A 15,918-nucleotide genomic window follows, 5' to 3' on the forward strand; every position below is an offset into this window, starting at 1 on the left:
ATGCCCAACTATACTTCTCAGAATCAATGTCCATATCTCATCTCAGCCTATAGATTGACAGACTCTAATTTATAAGTAACGGTCTGTACATCTCTGCGGTAGTCTCGAAAGAGAATTTTTGAGAAACGATTTTCTTCCTTCCATTTATTAAATATAGCATTGTCCATAAACCCTGCAGACCGACCCCATTGCGCATCAAATTCTCCCTTTCCATTTTCAAACGCCCTATACTCATCCCCACCAGCACCTTCTGACTTATAGTGATTTAAAATATCCGTGTTACTCTGATCTACTAACTTAGTTAGTTTTAAGCCATCTGGAATGATAAAATAGTATCCACCAATTGATTCATAGAATGCCCAGTCTCTAAATTTGAAAGTCACTTCCCACTCAATTTTTTTATCGGTTACGGAAGTTGATTCTATCGAAACGGATTGCTGTATTTGAAATGGTTTGCCTGGATAGTTCGTATCTTGGATGTAAGCCGGTTGTTTCTCATTCGGCAATTCTGGAGTAACAGGGAGGGATTCCATATCCAAATTATTTTCAGCTGACCTTACAGCACGCGATGTAAATTCAGAAAGGGTTGAATCCTCAACCTTTGTTTCTGGGGTTGCTTCAGCCTTTGGCTCAGAAATGACATTCTCGATTTCCTCTAGGTTAGCAGACTGGTTTGGAACTTCATCGTCTTGATTTCCTCCATTCTCAGCTCCTTTTGTAGCTTACTCTTCAACTGTCAATGGCTGTTCTTCTAACGTTTGATTAGATTCTATTGTCACAAGGCTTTCATCGGTTGATGCCTCCGTATCCGCCTTGATATTTGATCTGATTGTATTACATTATTCTTATCATCTACCCATTTCGAAACCCTGTAACCTTTTTTTAGAATAACATCATTCGGTTTTCGATCATTATCAAGCGGAGCTTCTTTAATAGCAATTTCTTTCAAAAATTCTGCTAACGTTGTCCCTGCAGAAATTGTTCTTTGGAAATTACCTTGATAAATATAATAACGGAAATCCAAATCCGTAATTTCTGAGTTTTCCCCTCCTTTAACTGTAACGGTAATCTTATCTTTTGATTTTAAACCTTTTATAGGCGCTTCAGTTTCTTTGTCTACCTCAGGAACTGAAAGGGCTTTCTTTTCTGGTTTCTCAGTGTTTGGATTTTTATTCGACTTTGGATTTACCTGCTCTAACTTCTTAAGAGTCAATTCTAAACTAGCAACCGAAACGATTTGCTTAAATAGATGATTCTGATGATCAAAATATTTCATTACTACAACTAGTGAAATATTTTTCAGTGACTTATCTAAAATCTTTCCTTTTAACCGATAAGTTACTTTCATCAACTTTTACAACTGTTCCAAACCACATAAGCGCAATCATAACAGAAGCTAATCCAACCTTACTCTTTCTCAACGAAAAAATTTCAGTCTGTCTATTCATTTTTTCTCCTTGTTTTCTATCATTTAATACTCAACACACAGTGCCTACTCTAATTATAGAAAACCAATCTCACATAGTATTATGTTTCGTTTGTTTTTTATCTAATCTGCCCATGCTCATTCCTAAGAATATGCCTCAAAACAAAGCTGGGCTCAAGCCCAGGACTACTACTCAGAGTTCGTCTTCCCACTCCCAAAATAAAAAATACCAGCTACACCACATAGCTGATATTTCAGATAATTATTTTGTACTTCTGAAACAAGCTTCATAGGTCTGTTCCATCAACATGGTAATAGTCATCGGACCAACACCACCTGGAACTGGGGTAATATAACTTGCCACTTCTGATACCTCATCGTATTTGACATCACCGATTAGCTTGCCATTTTCATCACGATTCATACCAACATCAATCACCACGGCACCTGGCTTAACAAATTCTTTGGTCACAAAATGACCACGACCAATGGCAACAACAAGAATATCGGCCTGACGAGCAAGCTCTGGCAAGTTTTTGGTGCGAGAATGCGCAATCGTTACAGTAGCATTGGCATCCAGCAGCAGCTGTGCCATCGGTTTACCAACAATATTAGAACGACCAATAACTAAAGCTGACTTCCCTTCCAGCTCAATCTGATATTCCTTGAACATTTCCATAATTCCTGCTGGAGTAGATGGAATCATGACAGGATGACCTGACCAAAATTTCCCCATATTAGTCGGATGAAAACCATCCACATCCTTATCTGGGTCAATGGCCAACAAGACCTTCTCCTCGCTGATGTGGGCTGGTAAGGGCAATTGCACCAAAATACCATGCCATTCATCATCCTGATTATAGCGCTCAATCAAATCCAACAAGTCTGACTCAGAAATCGTATCTGGAACGCGAACAACCTCACTCTTGAATCCAGCAGCTAGAGCTGACCGCTCCTTATTCCGTACATAGACCTGACTAGCAGGATTTTCGCCAACTAAAATAACTACAAGACCTGGTACCAATCCCTTTTCTTCTTTTAATCGAGCAGTTTTCTCCGCCAAGGCAGCCTGCAATTTTACACCTAGTGCTTTCCCATCAATGACTGTCATACCTACACTCCTTTTGTTTTTTCTATTATACCCTAAAATTCTCCGACTGACTATACTTGTACAAAGTAGACTATAGCATATAGCAAAAAACTCCGAACAATGTCGGAGTCGTACTTATTTGTTCATTTACAGTCATTTGAATTAACTTTGATACATCGTCACTTTCGACTTGCCGTACTTTAGTACAGCCTGCGCCTCAGTTCCTTGTCTGAAAGCTAATTCATTCGACTATATTACAAGACCTTAGACAAGAAATCCTTGGTCCGTTCTTCCTTGGTATGTTCAAAGACTTCTTCAGGCGTTCCATCCTCCACGATGACACCGCCATCCATAAAGATAACCCTGTCAGCTACCTCACGCGCAAATCCCATCTCATGAGTCACGATAACCATGGTCATCCCTGACTTGGCCAAATCCTGCATAACAGCAAGAACTTCACCAACCATTTCAGGATCTAGTGCAGAGGTCGGTTCATCAAAAAGTAGGACATCTGGGTCCATGGCCAGACCACGTGCAATAGCGATCCGCTGTTGCTGACCACCTGAAAGACTTTGTGGATAGGCATTCGCCTTATCTGGCAATCCTACCTTTTCAAGTAATTCCTTAGCCTTCTTCTCAGCCTCATCCTTTGCAATTCCCTTTGTCTTAATAGGTGATAAAGTAATATTATCTAATACCGTCATATTTGGAAAAAGATTGAACTGTTGAAAAACCATTCCCATCTTTTCACGCATCTTGAAAATATCATTTGACTTGTCAGTAATATCAACACCTTCAAATGTAACAGTTCCCTTGGTTGGTACTTCTAAGAGGTTCATTGTACGTAAGAAAGTCGATTTCCCTGACCCTGATGGACCGATAATAACAACCACCTGACCTTGTTGAATATCTAAATCAATTCCTTTTAGAACCTCATTCTTTCCGAAGTACTTATGTAAATCCTTGATAGAAATAATCGCATTAGACATGGAACTGCCCTCCCTTGTTCAACTTTTTCTCAAACGACTGAATAATCACTGTTAGCACCGTTGTCATAATTAGATAATAGCTCGCTGCAAATACAAGTGGTGTTAAAGGAATATAAGAAGTGGATTGAACTGTCTGAGCACCGTTCCATAATTCCATCACACCGATGGTTGACAAAAGTGAACTATCCTTAACAATAGTCACAAATTCATTTCCTAAGGCTGGAAGAATATTCTTGATAGCCTGTGGCATGATAACGTAACGCATCGCCTGCTTTGGTCTAATACCAAGCGAATAAGCTGCTTCCAGCTGTCCTTTTGGTACAGCATTAATACCTGCACGAACAGTTTCAGATACATAGGCACCCGAGTTCATCGAAATAACAATGATACCTGGAATCAAGCGCGTCAAATCAACCGTCAAAATTCCAAGCTGAAAAGTTGGTGCTACAAAATGTGTCATCGCAAAAGCAATCATAATCTGGACAATCATCGGTGTCCCACGGAAAATCCAGACATAGATATTGGCAGTCCAAGCTAAAACTTTATACTTACTACGCTGAGCAAAGGCAAGCAACACACCTAAAATACTACCAAAAAATACTGAGAAAAATGCAATAATGAGGGTAACAATTGCCCCATAATTAAAATAAGCCCAATACTCAGGCAAAAAAGAAAAATTCATTCATCTTACTCCAATTCTGTCATTTAGAGTCTATTATACCATTTTTGAATATTTATGCAATACTTTTATTTATAATATTCAATTTACACAAGAAAAAAGCACCCTTAGGTGCCTCTCACTTCTTCTTAGTACAATAGCTCATAGATTTCCATTGCAATCAAGTCAATGCTGTCAAACGCGTACGTTTCACGAGCAGCAACATCACGCAAGGTAAATACTGAACCATTTTCCTCGTCATAGCTATAAGCCACTTCTGCAACAACAATACCATCACGTTCGAAATTACGTTTCAACGTACCGCCGTCATTAGCCATAGCCTCCAGACGATTGATAATTCTCACCAAATGTGATTCCATATTCGTTCTCCTAATCCTTTTTATAGGAATATTTTACCACATATTGCCAAAAAAGTCTTATTTTTTCCCTATTTTCTTCCTATCGCCCTATTTTTCATAGAAAGTTTTTCCAAGCGTAGCAGTTTCTTGATTTTTCTATGAATCTTGTTATAATAAAGCTAGAACTGACCTTTTTTGACTATTTAACAATAGGTCACATTTTTTCACAGAAAGAGGTAGAATTATGCTCTGCAAAAATTGTAATATCAACGACGCAACGATCCATCTCTACACCAACTTAAACGGTAAACAGCAGCAGGTAGACCTCTGTCACAACTGCTACCAAATCATGAAAACAGACCCTAATAATGCCATCCTACGTGGGTTGGGAGATTTAACAAATCCTAACAATATGGATCCCTTTAGTGAATTTTTCAATCACCTAGGTGGCTATCCTGGCAATACCCCTGCTGGAAAAAATCGCGAACAGACTCCTCCCACTCAAGCCGGTGGGCATAATGGACGTGGTGGACAGACCCCTCCTCCGCAACAACCCCAACAACCAAATGGACTCCTTGAAGAATTTGGTATCAACGTTACCGAAATTGCCCGTCGTGGGGATATTGATCCAGTAATCGGTCGCGATCAAGAAATTACCCGTGTCATCGAAATTCTAAACCGTCGTACAAAAAACAACCCTGTTCTTATCGGTGAGCCTGGTGTAGGTAAAACAGCGGTTGTTGAAGGCTTGGCTCAAAAAATTGTCGATGGCGATGTCCCACAGAAATTACGAGACAAGGAAGTCATTCGTCTGGATGTTGTCAGCCTCGTACAAGGAACAGGTATCCGCGGACAATTTGAAGAACGCATGCAAAAACTCATGGAAGAAATCCGTAATCGTCGCGAAATCATTCTTTTTATTGACGAGATTCATGAAATTGTCGGTGCTGGCTCTGCAGGCGATGGTAACATGGATGCAGGCAATATCCTCAAACCAGCCCTCGCACGTGGTGAAATGCAACTAGTCGGTGCAACAACGCTCAACGAGTACCGTATCATTGAAAAAGATGCCGCCCTAGAACGCCGTATGCAACCTGTAAAAGTTGAAGAACCAAGTGTCGAAGAAACCATTACTATTCTCAAAGGTATCCAAAATAAATACCAGGATTACCATCATGTTAAATACTCCGATGCTGCTATCGAAGCTGCCGCAGTACTGTCCAACCGCTACATTCAAGACCGTTTCCTACCAGACAAAGCTATTGACCTTCTGGATGAAGCTGGTTCAAAAATGAATTTGACCCTCAACTTTATTGATCCAAAGGAAATTGACCAACGCCTGATTGATGCCGAAAATCGTAAAGCACAAGCTACACGGGATGAGGACTATGAAAAAGCGGCCTATTTCCGTGACCAAATTGCTAAGTACAAGGAGATGCAAAAGGCAACTATCAGCGAAGAAGATATTCCACTCATTACTGAAAAAGAAATTGAAGCCATCGTTGAGCAAAAAACAAATATCCCAGTTGGTGATTTAAAAGAAAAGGAACAGTCCCAGCTTGTGAACCTCGCTAGTGACTTAAAAGCCCATGTTATCGGACAAGATGAAGCAGTTGACAAGATAGCTAAAGCCATCCGCCGTAATCGTGTCGGTCTCGGTGCTCCAAATCGTCCCATTGGATCCTTCCTCTTTGTCGGACCAACAGGTGTCGGTAAAACCGAATTGTCTAAGCAATTAGCTATCGAACTCTTCGGTTCGGCGGACAGCATGATCCGCTTCGACATGTCCGAATACATGGAAAAACACGCTGTCGCTAAACTCGTCGGAGCTCCTCCAGGCTATGTAGGCCATGAGGAGGCTGGACAATTGACTGAAAAAGTCCGTCGTAATCCTTACTCACTCATCCTCCTTGACGAAGTTGAAAAAGCCCACCCAGATGTCATGCACATGTTCCTTCAGGTCTTAGACGATGGGCGTCTGACAGATGGACAAGGTCGTACTGTCAGCTTCAAAGATACCATCATCATCATGACATCAAATGCTGGTACTGGAAAAGTTGAAGCAAGTGTCGGTTTTGGTGCGGCTATAGAAGGGCGGACTCAATCAGTCCTTGGCCAACTTAACAATTTCTTCACACCTGAATTTATGAACCGATTTGACGGTATTATTGAGTTCCAACCACTGAGCAAGGAAAACCTACTTGAAATCGTCAGCCTCATGCTAGACGATGTAAACAAACGCCTTTCTCACAATGGCATCAGCCTCCATGTAACAGATAAAGTTAAGGAGAAATTAGTGGAGCTTGGCTACGATCCAAAGATGGGAGCTCGTCCACTACGCAGAACCATCCAAGATCAGATTGAAGATGCTATCACCGACTTCTACTTAGAACATCCAGCAGAAAAAGACCTACGTGCTGTCATGTCAAGTAAAGGTACAATTCAAATCAAGGCACAAACAAAGACAAAATAAGAAAATAGAGCTGCTCCCTACGAGTAGCCTATTTTACTGTTTTGATACTCTATTTTTCTAAATTCTTCCCCATCTCCATCCTATAAAAAAACTTTACTTTGTAAAGCCTATCACAAGGAAAAATAATAAAAAAGTGGTATAATGTATACAACTCATTCCAATTATGAAAGAGGATAGAATTGCCTATGGAGAAAATTGCTGTATTTGGAGAAAAGAAGGCTGGCGTCAGCTACCAGAGTCGCTTTGGTGTTTACGCAGTTATCCCAGATGAAAAGAAAGAACAGATTATACTCGTTCAAGCACCAAACGGAGCTTGGTTTCTTCCTGGTGGAGAAATTGAAAAGGGAGAAAATCACCTCATTGCTTTGGAGCGCGAATTGATGGAAGAGCTTGGATTCACCGCTGAAATCGGAAAATACTTTGGTCAGGCTGACGAATACTTCTACTCTAGCCACCGCGATACCCATTTCTATAATCCAGCCTACATCTATGAAGTAACTAGCTACCATCAAATAGGACAACCACTAGAAGATTTCAACCATATTGCCTGGTTCCCAGTCAATGAAGCCATCTATAAACTCAAACGTGGTAGTCACAAATGGGGCATTGAACAATGGAAATTGCAAGAAAATTCATTCAATAACTAGTAAAAACACTCTAATCGTGCTATAATGTAGCCAAAGAGATAGAGGAGGTTCCACATGAAAATCATTAACACGACAAATAGTCATCCCAATCTTGTCCAAAGCCAGTTGGCTAATACTGATGCTTTCCTAGTAGAGACTTATTCTGCAGGTAATACAGACGTTATTTTCACACAGGCACCCCGTCATTATGAACTCTTGATTAGTAATAAATACCGTGCAGTACAACAAAATGAAATCGAGCAAATTCGTGATTTCTTCCTTCATCGAAAAATTGATGAACGAACTATTAACAAGGCTGCCATTCAAACGATTCACACAGACCGTTTGATTGAAATGTCTATTCCCATTATCGCAGAAGTGTAAGAAGCCAGATGGCTTCTTTTTTCTATTTATATCAAAAGTAGCCTAGGAAACGAAGCCGAAGATAGAACTGGAGTTCATCAAGGCTCTTGACAACGGATAATTTTGATTTTCGAAGAGTATTACAAAAAAGCCTATCGCTAGATAGACTTTAACAAATGTATTGTGATTACTTAAGCTTCAAAACCTTGAGCTACTGCTTCAGCAAAGTTTTCTTCCACTACGCTTGCACAGTGGTCACAGATTGTCGCACCATAGCTGCGCTCTGCAACACTAGTATCAATGCGGCGGCAACGGTCACATACTTCACCGCTTGCACGCTCTACAGTAAAGGCAACTTCTTCTACCAGAACAGCACTTTCAGGAGCTGCTTCCGTGGTTACTGTCAAGTTTGAAACGATAAGCAACTGAGCAAGGTCTACATTCAAGCTCTCCAAGAAGGACTTGGTTTCAGCTGAGACATAGGCAGTCAAATGAGCTTCAAGTGACTTACCAATCACTTTTTCATTACGCGCTTCTTCCAAGGCTTTTTGTGCCTGAGTACGGAAGTTCATAAAGTTTTCCCAGTCAGCCAAAAGCTGCGCTTCATTGGCAAAGGTTTCCACCTCTGGCATTTCCGCCAATTGTACGAACTCTTCTGCTTCGTGTTCCAAGTATGACCAGATTTCCTCTGCCGTGTGTGGTAAGATTGGGGTCAAGAGCTTGGTAATTTTCACCAAGATGTCATAGAAGACTGTCTGCATCTGACGACGAGAAAGTGATTTAGCACCATCAATGTAGACGACATCTTTGGCAAAATCGAGGTAGAAGGCTGACAAATCAAGGGTCACAAAGTTGACAACAGACTTGTAAATAGCCATGAAGTCATAGTTATCGTAAGCTTCACGGATTTGAGCTACCAATTTATTGAATTTCACCAAGAGATACTGGTCAACAGAACGAAGCTCTTCGTATGCCACCGTATCACTTGCAGGATTGAAATCAGAAGTGTTGGCAATCAAGAAGCGAAGGGTATTACGGATTTTACGGTAGGTTTCAGAAACCTGTCCAAGAATATCCATAGACACACGTACGTCGTTTGAAGTATCAACGGAAGTTACCCACAGACGCAAGATTTCTGCACCAAATTGTTTCTCAACATCACTTGGAAGAATGGTATTGCCAAGAGATTTAGACATCTTCATGCCTTTACCGTCCAATACAAAGCCCTGTGACAAGACAGCCTTGTATGGCGCATGACCATTTACGGCTACAGAGGTAATCAAGGATGAATTAAACCAACCACGGTATTGGTCAGAACCTTCTAGGTAGAGGTCTGCTGGGTAAGCAAGGTTTTCACGGGCGTTCATGACACCATTCCAAGATGAACCTGAGTCGAACCATACGTCCATGATGTCTGTTTCTTTGGTAAATTCGCCATTTGGTGAACCTGGATGAGTGAAACCAGCTGGCAAAAGATCTTTGGCTTCAGATTTCCACCAGATGATAGAACCATGTTCCTCAAAGAGAGCTGCTACATGGTCTGTAACTTCCTTGGTCATGATGGCTGTGCCGTCTTCAGCATAGAAGATAGGGAGTGGCACACCCCAAGCACGTTGACGAGAGATGACCCAGTCACCGCGGTCACGGATCATGTTGTAAAGACGCGTTTTACCCCAAGATGGATTGAAAGTTGTTGCTTCGATTTGGTCCAAGATTTCCTGACGGAATTTAGAAACAGAGGCAAACCACTGTGGCACTGCACGCCAGATGATTGGCTTCTTGGTTCTCCAGTCAAATGGGTAGGAGTGATTGATCACTTCACTAGCAAGGAGCAAGTCACCCAATTTTTCCTTAACAGTTGGCACAACCTTGTCATAGAATTGACCTTCAAAATCAGGACCAGCAGCCTCGTTCATGATTCCACGCTCGCTAACCGTTACGGCAACTTCCAAGTCATATTTGACACCAACATTGTAGTCATCCTCACCAAAGCCTGGAGCCGTATGGACGATACCAGTACCTGAGTCCGTTGTAACATGCTCACCCAAGATGACCAATTCATCCACTTCTCTATCCCATGGGTGTTCGGTCACGATATATTCAAATTCAGCACCCTTGTGTTTTGAAATCACTTCGAAGGATTCCCAACCGAATTTGGCTGCCAAGCTATCAACCAAGGCTTCTGCCAAGACATACTTACGGTCAGAGCCAGCAGGTTGAACCAAGACATAGTCAATGTCTGCTCCCATTGTCAAACCGCGAGAAGCCGTTACCGTAAATGGAGTGGTTGTCCAGACAACGATGTAGCTATCCGTATCCAAGAGCCCCTTGCCATCTTTGACCTTGTTAGCATAGTAAAGAGATGTCGAGTCAATGTCGTGATATTCAATTTCAGCTTCTGCAAGGGCAGACTCAGATGACCATGACCAGTAGACAGGCTTAGCACCGCGGTAGATATAGCCCTTGTCTGCCATGGCACCGAAGACACGGATTTGAGCTGCTTCGTAGTCTTTAGTCAAAGTGATATATGGATTTTCCCAGTCTGCAGAAACACCCAAGCGTTTAAAATCATCACGTTGCTTGTCAACTTGACTAAGAGCATAATCACGACACATTTCAAGATATTCAACCAAGTCCATTTCCTTGCGTTTGACACCTTGTTTTGCCAAGACCTGCTCAATCGGAAGACCATGCGTATCCCAACCTGGTACAAATGGAGCACGGAAACCAGACATTGACTTAGAGCGAACGATAATATCTTTAGAAATCTTGTTCAAAGCATGTCCAACGTGGATATTTCCGTTAGCGTATGGAGGGCCATCGTGGAGGTGGAAGGCAGGTTTGCCTTCATTGAGTTCTTGGCGACGAGCATACAAGTTTGCTTCATCCCAGGCCTTTTGCCATTCTGGCTCACGTGTTGGTAAGCCTGCACGCATAGGAAATGCTGTCTTACCTAAGTTGAGTGTTTCTTTTAGTTTCATCATAACTCCTTTATCTTATAATTAATTCCATTTTCATTTCTTGGCCTTCTAAACCAACGGATTGAAAACCAAGTTTTTCTAAAATGTACCTCATTTTATGATTGCCGATTACATAATTTACGGTAACCTTATGGCACTGCTGATCATCCTTTGCTCGTCGCAACACTTGCCGAATGACCTCCTTGCCAAAGCCCTGATTTTGATACTTCTGATCAATGAGCAAGCGCCAGATATAATAACTGTTTTCCATGGGCTGATAGGACAACAAAAGAAATCCCACTGTTAGCTGTCCAGATTTAACAGCATATGGAAATAGGACTTCACTATCTCGATACAGCCATGCCTGAGCTAATGAATATTCAACTGACGCCACTCGGCGCTGATCTTTAGGTGCCACTTCAAGATCTAGCACCTGATCAAAATTATCTTTGTTTACCAGTTCTAATCGTATCATAAAAAATATAAAAAACTCCCGCCAAATAAGGACGAAAGTTCGTGGTACCACCTTAGTTTAGATAGAGTTTCCCCTATCCCTCTATGTTCGTAACGTGAACGGGCGTCTTTCCTTACTATTTTCAGGAAAAATCAAACAAAGTGATGATCCATAGAAAGAGATTGTAGGGCTTCCACCATCTCCTACTCGCTATAAATATTTCTACCGACCGTGTCTCTGCTTATGATCTTTATTATTCTTCTGTTGAAATTTCTACAGAATCTCCACTCTCAAAAGCCGCTGCCTGACGAGTTAATTCTGCAATTTCTTCTGGTGTCAATTGACGTGTATAATCCAAACTTTCTTCTTCAACAGGTAATTCTTCATCCAAAGCCTTATGAAGAACATCACGGAAAGCCTCATCACTTGTTTGAATGTAACTTGCTGTTGGGCGAAGGATTTCCTCCCATTCAGATGAATTAACCAATGATAATTGGCTTTCCACTGTTGATTTCAGACGCTGATGGAAAATACGTGTCTTGTTTTTTAATTCTTCAGTCTCAATGACAACTTTTTGCGCGTTGTCAGTCGCATTACGAAGAATTTCATTTGCCTTATCTTTAGCTTCATGTAACAATGTTGCCGCATCATAGTCAGCTTGTTTAATAATATTTACCGCTTGATCTTCGGCCGCAACCTTTACTTTCTCAGCTGTATCTTGAGCTAAAAGAACTGATTTACTCAATGATTCTTTCATCTCATCAAAATAAGCCAAACGTTCCCGCAAATTTTTCAATTCTAACTCTTGGTCATGATTTTTACGAATTAAATCCTCATAATCACGTGTTACAATGTCCAAAAAGTCATCAACTTCATCTGCGTCGTATCCTCTAAATTTTGTAGCAAAGGTTTTATCTTTTAATTCTAATGCTGTAAGTGCCATCTTTCCTCCTAAGTTTTAACAATGTCTAACTTTAATTTTATCTTCCCTTGCTTAGAAAAACCTAAAAATTCATTTAGGCGAACTCTACCATATCTCCTAACACTAATTAATTGCCCTATTTCAACTAATTTACTGGTTTGTTCTGTCAGAACATAATCCAACTTCACATGTCCAGCCTCAATCAACTTGTTTGCAGTTGCCCTTGAAAGGTTAAATGCGACCGAAATCAATTTATCCAATCTCATACTAGAAACCAACACATCCTTTGAACGCCATTCCTGTCCAATCGGTAGTCGAACAGTCGTCCATTCTTCTTCCTTTCCCTTAACAGGGACACGAGCAACTTTAGTGATAGATTGTAAGGCAATCTGCCCAAATTTCTGATCGATAAAGACAATCAATCGTTCATCATCAATCAAAATATCACCCAAATACTCCCTTTTAATCCCTAGTTGATTGAGAAAAGTTCCAAGAACTTGTGAATGGGATAAGGTGTGAAATTTTCTAGCATAGGACAAATGAAGAGCGGTTAACTCAAAGTCCTTGATGTCCAACTCATAATAAGCTGGGGCAATAATAACCCGCGAATGTTCAGTCGAAACAAAGTCCCGACTAGAAAACGTTTGTACCTGGTAGTAGTTAGCAATTTTGCATACAATTTCATCTTGTCTAGGATGTAAAAACTGAGTTAATCTGTATGAATACGTATCTTCAACTTGCTGACACATATCCATTATTTTCTCTACAAACTCTCTTTCTTCCCTAGAAAAATGTTGCAATAAGTTTTTGTCATTTTTCATAACTATGCTAACAGGAGCAATAATTGAACCAAGAAGCGTGTTCCCATATTAAGCGCAATCATGGCTGCCATTACAGTCCAATCCAACCCCATAAATTGCAGATTAAATCGCCTAAAGGGTTTTAAAATCGGTGCTACCAGCCATTGAATCAAACGTCCAATAGAGCTTGTGTATAGGCTAGGAAACCAACTTAGCAAAGCGTAAGCCAATAAGAGATAGGAATAAATTTCTACAATTTTTAATAGTAAAAAAATCAAAATTTGCATAGCGTTACCGTTTTATATCAAAGTCAAAATTTGAATCAGCCACACCAGTACTTGTACCAGCATTGCGCAATTCTTCAATATTGACTGTGACATTTACTGGAGTTAACAGCCACATGGTATTTGAGACCTTTTTCAAATTTCCAGATAATACTGAACGAGCACCATCCAAGTAGTCTAGGCAACGTCTAGCTTGTTGCTCCGACATATATTGAAAATCAATGAGAATACTCGCATTATCTAATAAAAGATTTACCATCTCTGGTGCATCTTCATAACGTTTTGGAAACTTAATATCAATTGTAGTTTTGACAATCTCTTTTTCGTTATTATTAGTCATCAATTCTTGCTGCCTTTCATGTAGGCGTTGAAGTTGACTTTCTGAACGTGCTTCCCGACGCGTCTCTACTTTTGGCTGCTGTTCGCGCACAGGTGCAGCTGTAGTATTGGCAACACGCATTTTAGGACGATCATTAGGCATTGAATAGGCATCTGCCTGTTCTTCAACTTCATTGACTTCGTCAACTTCAAAGTAATTAAATAAGTTCTTAAATGTATCTTTTAATGCCATATTTTCCCCCTCTCCATTATTCAAAGAATGCTGAGCCAATTCTCACATATGTAGCTCCGTGAGCAATGGCGCGTTCAAAGTCCCCACTCATTCCCATACTTAACTCTGTAAAGGGCATACGTGGTAAGTTCCTTGTAGCTAGTTCTTCTTGGATTTCCTGCATTTTAGAAAAGATCTCGTCTAATTCATCATCTGTAGCATCAATCGGTACCATCGTCATCAATCCAACAAGTTCAATGTTCTCCAATAAGCTAATTTCAGCAAGTGCCGCATCAATCTCAGATACTGCAAAGCCATGCTTACTCTCCTCACCAGAAACGTTGACTTGGAGGAAACACTTGACTATTTTAGTCGCACGTTTATCTATTTCCTGAGCTAGTTTGACAGAGTCTAGGGCGTGGAAATAATCAACAAATGGAATAATGTCCTTGACCTTTCTTCTCTGTAAAGTCCCTATCAAATGCCAGGTCAATTGTTTGTCTGCTAGGGCATTATACTTTTCTAAGAACTGATCGACTCGATTTTCTCCAATATGGGTAATCCCAGCATTCACAAGCTGATTAGCAATAGAGCTGTCAACATATTTGGTGACAGCTATTACCTTTACTGATTCACTTGGACGACCTGCCTTCTCAGCAGCTTTTGCCACTGCTGAAAAGATAGCATCCTTATTCTTTTGAAAATTCATTTTAGTTTAGCGATTACGGAAGAATGGTGGTGTATCCAATTCATCCTCATCTTGATCCATTGTAAATTTTTCGACTGAAACAGTGGATGTTGGTTCTGTGTCAGTTGGACGAATCAAGTTTTCACGACGCAAATCCCACTCTCCGAAGGCAGAAGCTTTCGGCGCTTCAGTTTGTTGTGCAGCTCCACGAGTTGGTGCTGATGCTACTGAATAATCAAAGCGTTGAGAAGGGCGTGGTGAAACAGCTTCCGTGCGATGGCGGGTTGGTTTATCAGCAGTATCTTGACGAACACCTGTAGCCACAACAGTCACACGAATCTCATCTTTCATTGTTTCATCAATAGATGTCCCCAACCAAATGTTAACACCTTGACCCGCAGCTTGATTAACGATTTCTGAAGCATCTTCTGCTTCTGTCAGAGTCATGTCATAACCACCTGTAACATTGACAATGACATCCTCTGCACCATCAATTGTTGTTTCAAGAAGAGGAGAATAAATCGCTTTACGAGCCGCCTCAATCACTCGGTCCTCACCAGTACCGATACCGATACCCATCAAGGCGTTTCCTTTGTTTTCCATAACTGTCTTCACATCTGCAAAGTCCAAGTTAATCAAACCAGGATTTGTAATCAAGTCTGTAATTCCTTGAACACCTTGACGAAGAACATTATCAGCTTCGCTTAGTGCTTCTAAAAGCGGTGTTTTCTTATCAACAATTTCAAGAAGGTTATTGTTTGAAATAATTAAGAGTGTATCTACTTGTTCGCGAAGACCTTCAATTCCCTCAATCGCAAAGTTTCCACGTTTATTTCCTTCAAAACCAAACGGACGAGTCACAACTGCGACAGTCAACGCACCCAAGTTTTTAGCAATACGTGCAATAACAGGAGCCGCACCAGTCCCTGAGCCACCGCCCATACCAGCAGTGATGAAGACCATATCTGCACCAGTTAATACATTAGTCAATGCTTCTTCGCTTTCCTCAGCAGCTTTACGACCAACCTCAGGTTGACCTCCAGCACCCAAACCACGAGTCAATTTAGGACCTAGTTGGATAACTGTTTCAGCTTTAGAGCTACTTAGCGCTTGTACATCTGTGTTTGCTGCAATGAACTCAACCCCAGCAACACCTTCTTCAATCATACGGTTAATCGCGTTCCCGCCACCACCGCCGACACCGATTACTTTAATGACAGCACCATGACTAGCTGCTGCTTCAAATGAAAATGCCATAGTTTAAATCACCTTTTCT

The 15,918-nt window shown here is 41.0% G+C and carries 18 protein-coding genes; 3 read left to right on the forward strand and 15 right to left on the reverse strand.

All coding sequences use genetic code 11. The features are described 5' to 3' along the window. Nucleotides 1–47: 47 nt before the first annotated feature. The 7 genes from K6969_RS09045 to K6969_RS09070 form a co-directional block, all read right to left on the reverse strand. Nucleotides 48–533 (reverse strand): hypothetical protein, encoded by a 486-nt coding sequence (locus tag K6969_RS09045; protein ID WP_171942559.1) that lies wholly within the window; start codon nt 531–533, stop codon nt 48–50. Between the two features lie 242 nt (nt 534–775). Then, entirely contained in the window at nt 776–1,348 is a 573-nt protein-coding gene (locus K6969_RS09050; RefSeq protein ID WP_171942558.1) for a hypothetical protein, read from the reverse strand. Continuing rightward, nucleotides 1,308–1,448 (reverse strand): YSIRK-type signal peptide-containing protein, encoded by a 141-nt coding sequence (locus K6969_RS12395; RefSeq protein WP_079267632.1) that lies wholly within the window; start codon nt 1,446–1,448, stop codon nt 1,308–1,310. Before K6969_RS12395 ends, K6969_RS09050 begins: the two co-directional genes overlap by 41 nt. A 240-nt stretch (nt 1,449–1,688) precedes the next feature. Next, on the reverse strand, nt 1,689–2,537 hold the full coding sequence (locus tag K6969_RS09055) for a bifunctional methylenetetrahydrofolate dehydrogenase/methenyltetrahydrofolate cyclohydrolase (RefSeq protein WP_029174040.1): 849 nt from the start codon (nt 2,535–2,537) through the stop codon (nt 1,689–1,691). 233 nt (nt 2,538–2,770) lie between these two features. Then, complete coding sequence (locus K6969_RS09060; protein ID WP_002943067.1) at nt 2,771–3,505, reverse strand: amino acid ABC transporter ATP-binding protein; 735 nt, start codon at nt 3,503–3,505, stop codon at nt 2,771–2,773. Then, nucleotides 3,498–4,187 carry an amino acid ABC transporter permease gene (locus K6969_RS09065; protein ID WP_002938702.1) on the reverse strand — a complete coding sequence of 230 codons (690 nt, stop codon included), beginning with the start codon at nt 4,185–4,187 and terminating at the stop codon, nt 3,498–3,500. The genes K6969_RS09060 and K6969_RS09065 overlap by 8 nt, the downstream gene beginning before the upstream one ends. Before the next feature lie 125 nt (nt 4,188–4,312). Beyond that, nucleotides 4,313–4,543: a DUF1797 family protein gene (locus K6969_RS09070; RefSeq protein WP_002938704.1), complete on the reverse strand. Its 231-nt coding sequence runs from the start codon at nt 4,541–4,543 to the stop codon at nt 4,313–4,315. A 223-nt stretch (nt 4,544–4,766) separates the two neighbouring features. Here K6969_RS09070 and K6969_RS09075 point away from each other — a divergent pair, with 223 nt between their 5' ends. From K6969_RS09075 to K6969_RS09085, 3 genes are all read left to right on the forward strand, one after another. Next, the gene (locus tag K6969_RS09075) at nt 4,767–6,995 is read left to right on the forward strand and encodes an ATP-dependent Clp protease ATP-binding subunit (RefSeq protein WP_029174039.1); all 2,229 of its coding nucleotides are present in this window, start codon (nt 4,767–4,769) and stop codon (nt 6,993–6,995) included. Nucleotides 6,996–7,180: 185 nt separating this feature from the next. Next, nucleotides 7,181–7,642 carry an NUDIX hydrolase gene (locus tag K6969_RS09080; RefSeq protein WP_029174038.1) on the forward strand — a complete coding sequence of 154 codons (462 nt, stop codon included), beginning with the start codon at nt 7,181–7,183 and terminating at the stop codon, nt 7,640–7,642. A 54-nt stretch (nt 7,643–7,696) separates the two neighbouring features. After that, nucleotides 7,697–8,005, forward strand: coding sequence for a DUF1827 family protein (locus K6969_RS09085; protein WP_002938710.1), 309 nt, complete (start codon nt 7,697–7,699; stop codon nt 8,003–8,005). A 170-nt stretch (nt 8,006–8,175) separates the two neighbouring features. On the opposite strand, the gene ileS is transcribed toward K6969_RS09085, so the two are convergent. The 8 genes from ileS to ftsZ all read right to left on the reverse strand — a co-directional run bounded on the left by ileS (nt 8,176) and on the right by ftsZ (nt 15,899). Further along, nucleotides 8,176–10,965: an isoleucine--tRNA ligase gene (gene ileS, locus K6969_RS09090; RefSeq protein WP_171942557.1), complete on the reverse strand. Its 2,790-nt coding sequence runs from the start codon at nt 10,963–10,965 to the stop codon at nt 8,176–8,178. A 10-nt stretch (nt 10,966–10,975) separates the two neighbouring features. Next, a complete protein-coding gene (locus K6969_RS09095; protein ID WP_171942556.1) occupies nt 10,976–11,419 on the reverse strand; it encodes a GNAT family N-acetyltransferase in 444 nt (147 codons plus the stop codon). Nucleotides 11,420–11,651: 232 nt separating this feature from the next. Further along, a complete protein-coding gene (locus K6969_RS09100; RefSeq protein WP_029174035.1) occupies nt 11,652–12,341 on the reverse strand; it encodes a DivIVA domain-containing protein in 690 nt (229 codons plus the stop codon). 8 nt (nt 12,342–12,349) lie between these two features. Next, nucleotides 12,350–13,141 (reverse strand): RNA-binding protein, encoded by a 792-nt coding sequence (locus K6969_RS09105; RefSeq protein ID WP_043025131.1) that lies wholly within the window; start codon nt 13,139–13,141, stop codon nt 12,350–12,352. Nucleotides 13,142–13,143: 2 nt separating this feature from the next. Further along, complete coding sequence (locus K6969_RS09110) at nt 13,144–13,407, reverse strand: YggT family protein (RefSeq protein ID WP_002943042.1); 264 nt, start codon at nt 13,405–13,407, stop codon at nt 13,144–13,146. Between the two features lie 4 nt (nt 13,408–13,411). Next, a complete protein-coding gene (locus tag K6969_RS09115) occupies nt 13,412–13,975 on the reverse strand; it encodes a cell division protein SepF (RefSeq protein WP_024379581.1) in 564 nt (187 codons plus the stop codon). A gap of 16 nt (nt 13,976–13,991) precedes the next feature. After that, nucleotides 13,992–14,663 (reverse strand): YggS family pyridoxal phosphate-dependent enzyme, encoded by a 672-nt coding sequence (locus tag K6969_RS09120; protein ID WP_171942555.1) that lies wholly within the window; start codon nt 14,661–14,663, stop codon nt 13,992–13,994. Nucleotides 14,664–14,669: 6 nt separating this feature from the next. Next, the gene (gene ftsZ, locus K6969_RS09125; RefSeq protein ID WP_024379583.1) at nt 14,670–15,899 is read right to left on the reverse strand and encodes a cell division protein FtsZ; all 1,230 of its coding nucleotides are present in this window, start codon (nt 15,897–15,899) and stop codon (nt 14,670–14,672) included. Nucleotides 15,900–15,918 lie beyond the last annotated feature (19 nt).

It is taken from the genome of Streptococcus suis (assembly GCF_019856455.1).
GTDB classification, from domain to species: Bacteria; Bacillota; Bacilli; order Lactobacillales; family Streptococcaceae; genus Streptococcus; species Streptococcus suis_AE.

Bases quoted from the DNA above. Each gene is read 5' to 3' on its own strand.
- K6969_RS09045 (WP_171942559.1), bottom strand. From the start codon at position 533: ATGGAATCCCTCCCTGTTACTCCAGAATTGCCGAATGAGAAACAACCG.
- K6969_RS09050 (WP_171942558.1), bottom strand. From the start codon at position 1,348: ATGAAAGTAACTTATCGGTTAAAAGGAAAGATTTTAGATAAGTCACTG.
- K6969_RS12395 (WP_079267632.1), bottom strand. From the start codon at position 1,448: ATGAATAGACAGACTGAAATTTTTTCGTTGAGAAAGAGTAAGGTTGGA.
- K6969_RS09055 (WP_029174040.1), bottom strand. From the start codon at position 2,537: ATGACAGTCATTGATGGGAAAGCACTAGGTGTAAAATTGCAGGCTGCC.
- K6969_RS09060 (WP_002943067.1), bottom strand. From the start codon at position 3,505: ATGTCTAATGCGATTATTTCTATCAAGGATTTACATAAGTACTTCGGA.
- K6969_RS09065 (WP_002938702.1), bottom strand. From the start codon at position 4,187: ATGAATTTTTCTTTTTTGCCTGAGTATTGGGCTTATTTTAATTATGGG.
- K6969_RS09070 (WP_002938704.1), bottom strand. From the start codon at position 4,543: ATGGAATCACATTTGGTGAGAATTATCAATCGTCTGGAGGCTATGGCT.
- K6969_RS09075 (WP_029174039.1), top strand. From the start codon at position 4,767: ATGCTCTGCAAAAATTGTAATATCAACGACGCAACGATCCATCTCTAC.
- K6969_RS09080 (WP_029174038.1), top strand. From the start codon at position 7,181: ATGGAGAAAATTGCTGTATTTGGAGAAAAGAAGGCTGGCGTCAGCTAC.
- K6969_RS09085 (WP_002938710.1), top strand. From the start codon at position 7,697: ATGAAAATCATTAACACGACAAATAGTCATCCCAATCTTGTCCAAAGC.
- ileS (WP_171942557.1), bottom strand. From the start codon at position 10,965: ATGAAACTAAAAGAAACACTCAACTTAGGTAAGACAGCATTTCCTATG.
- K6969_RS09095 (WP_171942556.1), bottom strand. From the start codon at position 11,419: ATGATACGATTAGAACTGGTAAACAAAGATAATTTTGATCAGGTGCTA.
- K6969_RS09100 (WP_029174035.1), bottom strand. From the start codon at position 12,341: ATGGCACTTACAGCATTAGAATTAAAAGATAAAACCTTTGCTACAAAA.
- K6969_RS09105 (WP_043025131.1), bottom strand. From the start codon at position 13,141: ATGAAAAATGACAAAAACTTATTGCAACATTTTTCTAGGGAAGAAAGA.
- K6969_RS09110 (WP_002943042.1), bottom strand. From the start codon at position 13,407: ATGCAAATTTTGATTTTTTTACTATTAAAAATTGTAGAAATTTATTCC.
- K6969_RS09115 (WP_024379581.1), bottom strand. From the start codon at position 13,975: ATGGCATTAAAAGATACATTTAAGAACTTATTTAATTACTTTGAAGTT.
- K6969_RS09120 (WP_171942555.1), bottom strand. From the start codon at position 14,663: ATGAATTTTCAAAAGAATAAGGATGCTATCTTTTCAGCAGTGGCAAAA.
- ftsZ (WP_024379583.1), bottom strand. From the start codon at position 15,899: ATGGCATTTTCATTTGAAGCAGCAGCTAGTCATGGTGCTGTCATTAAA.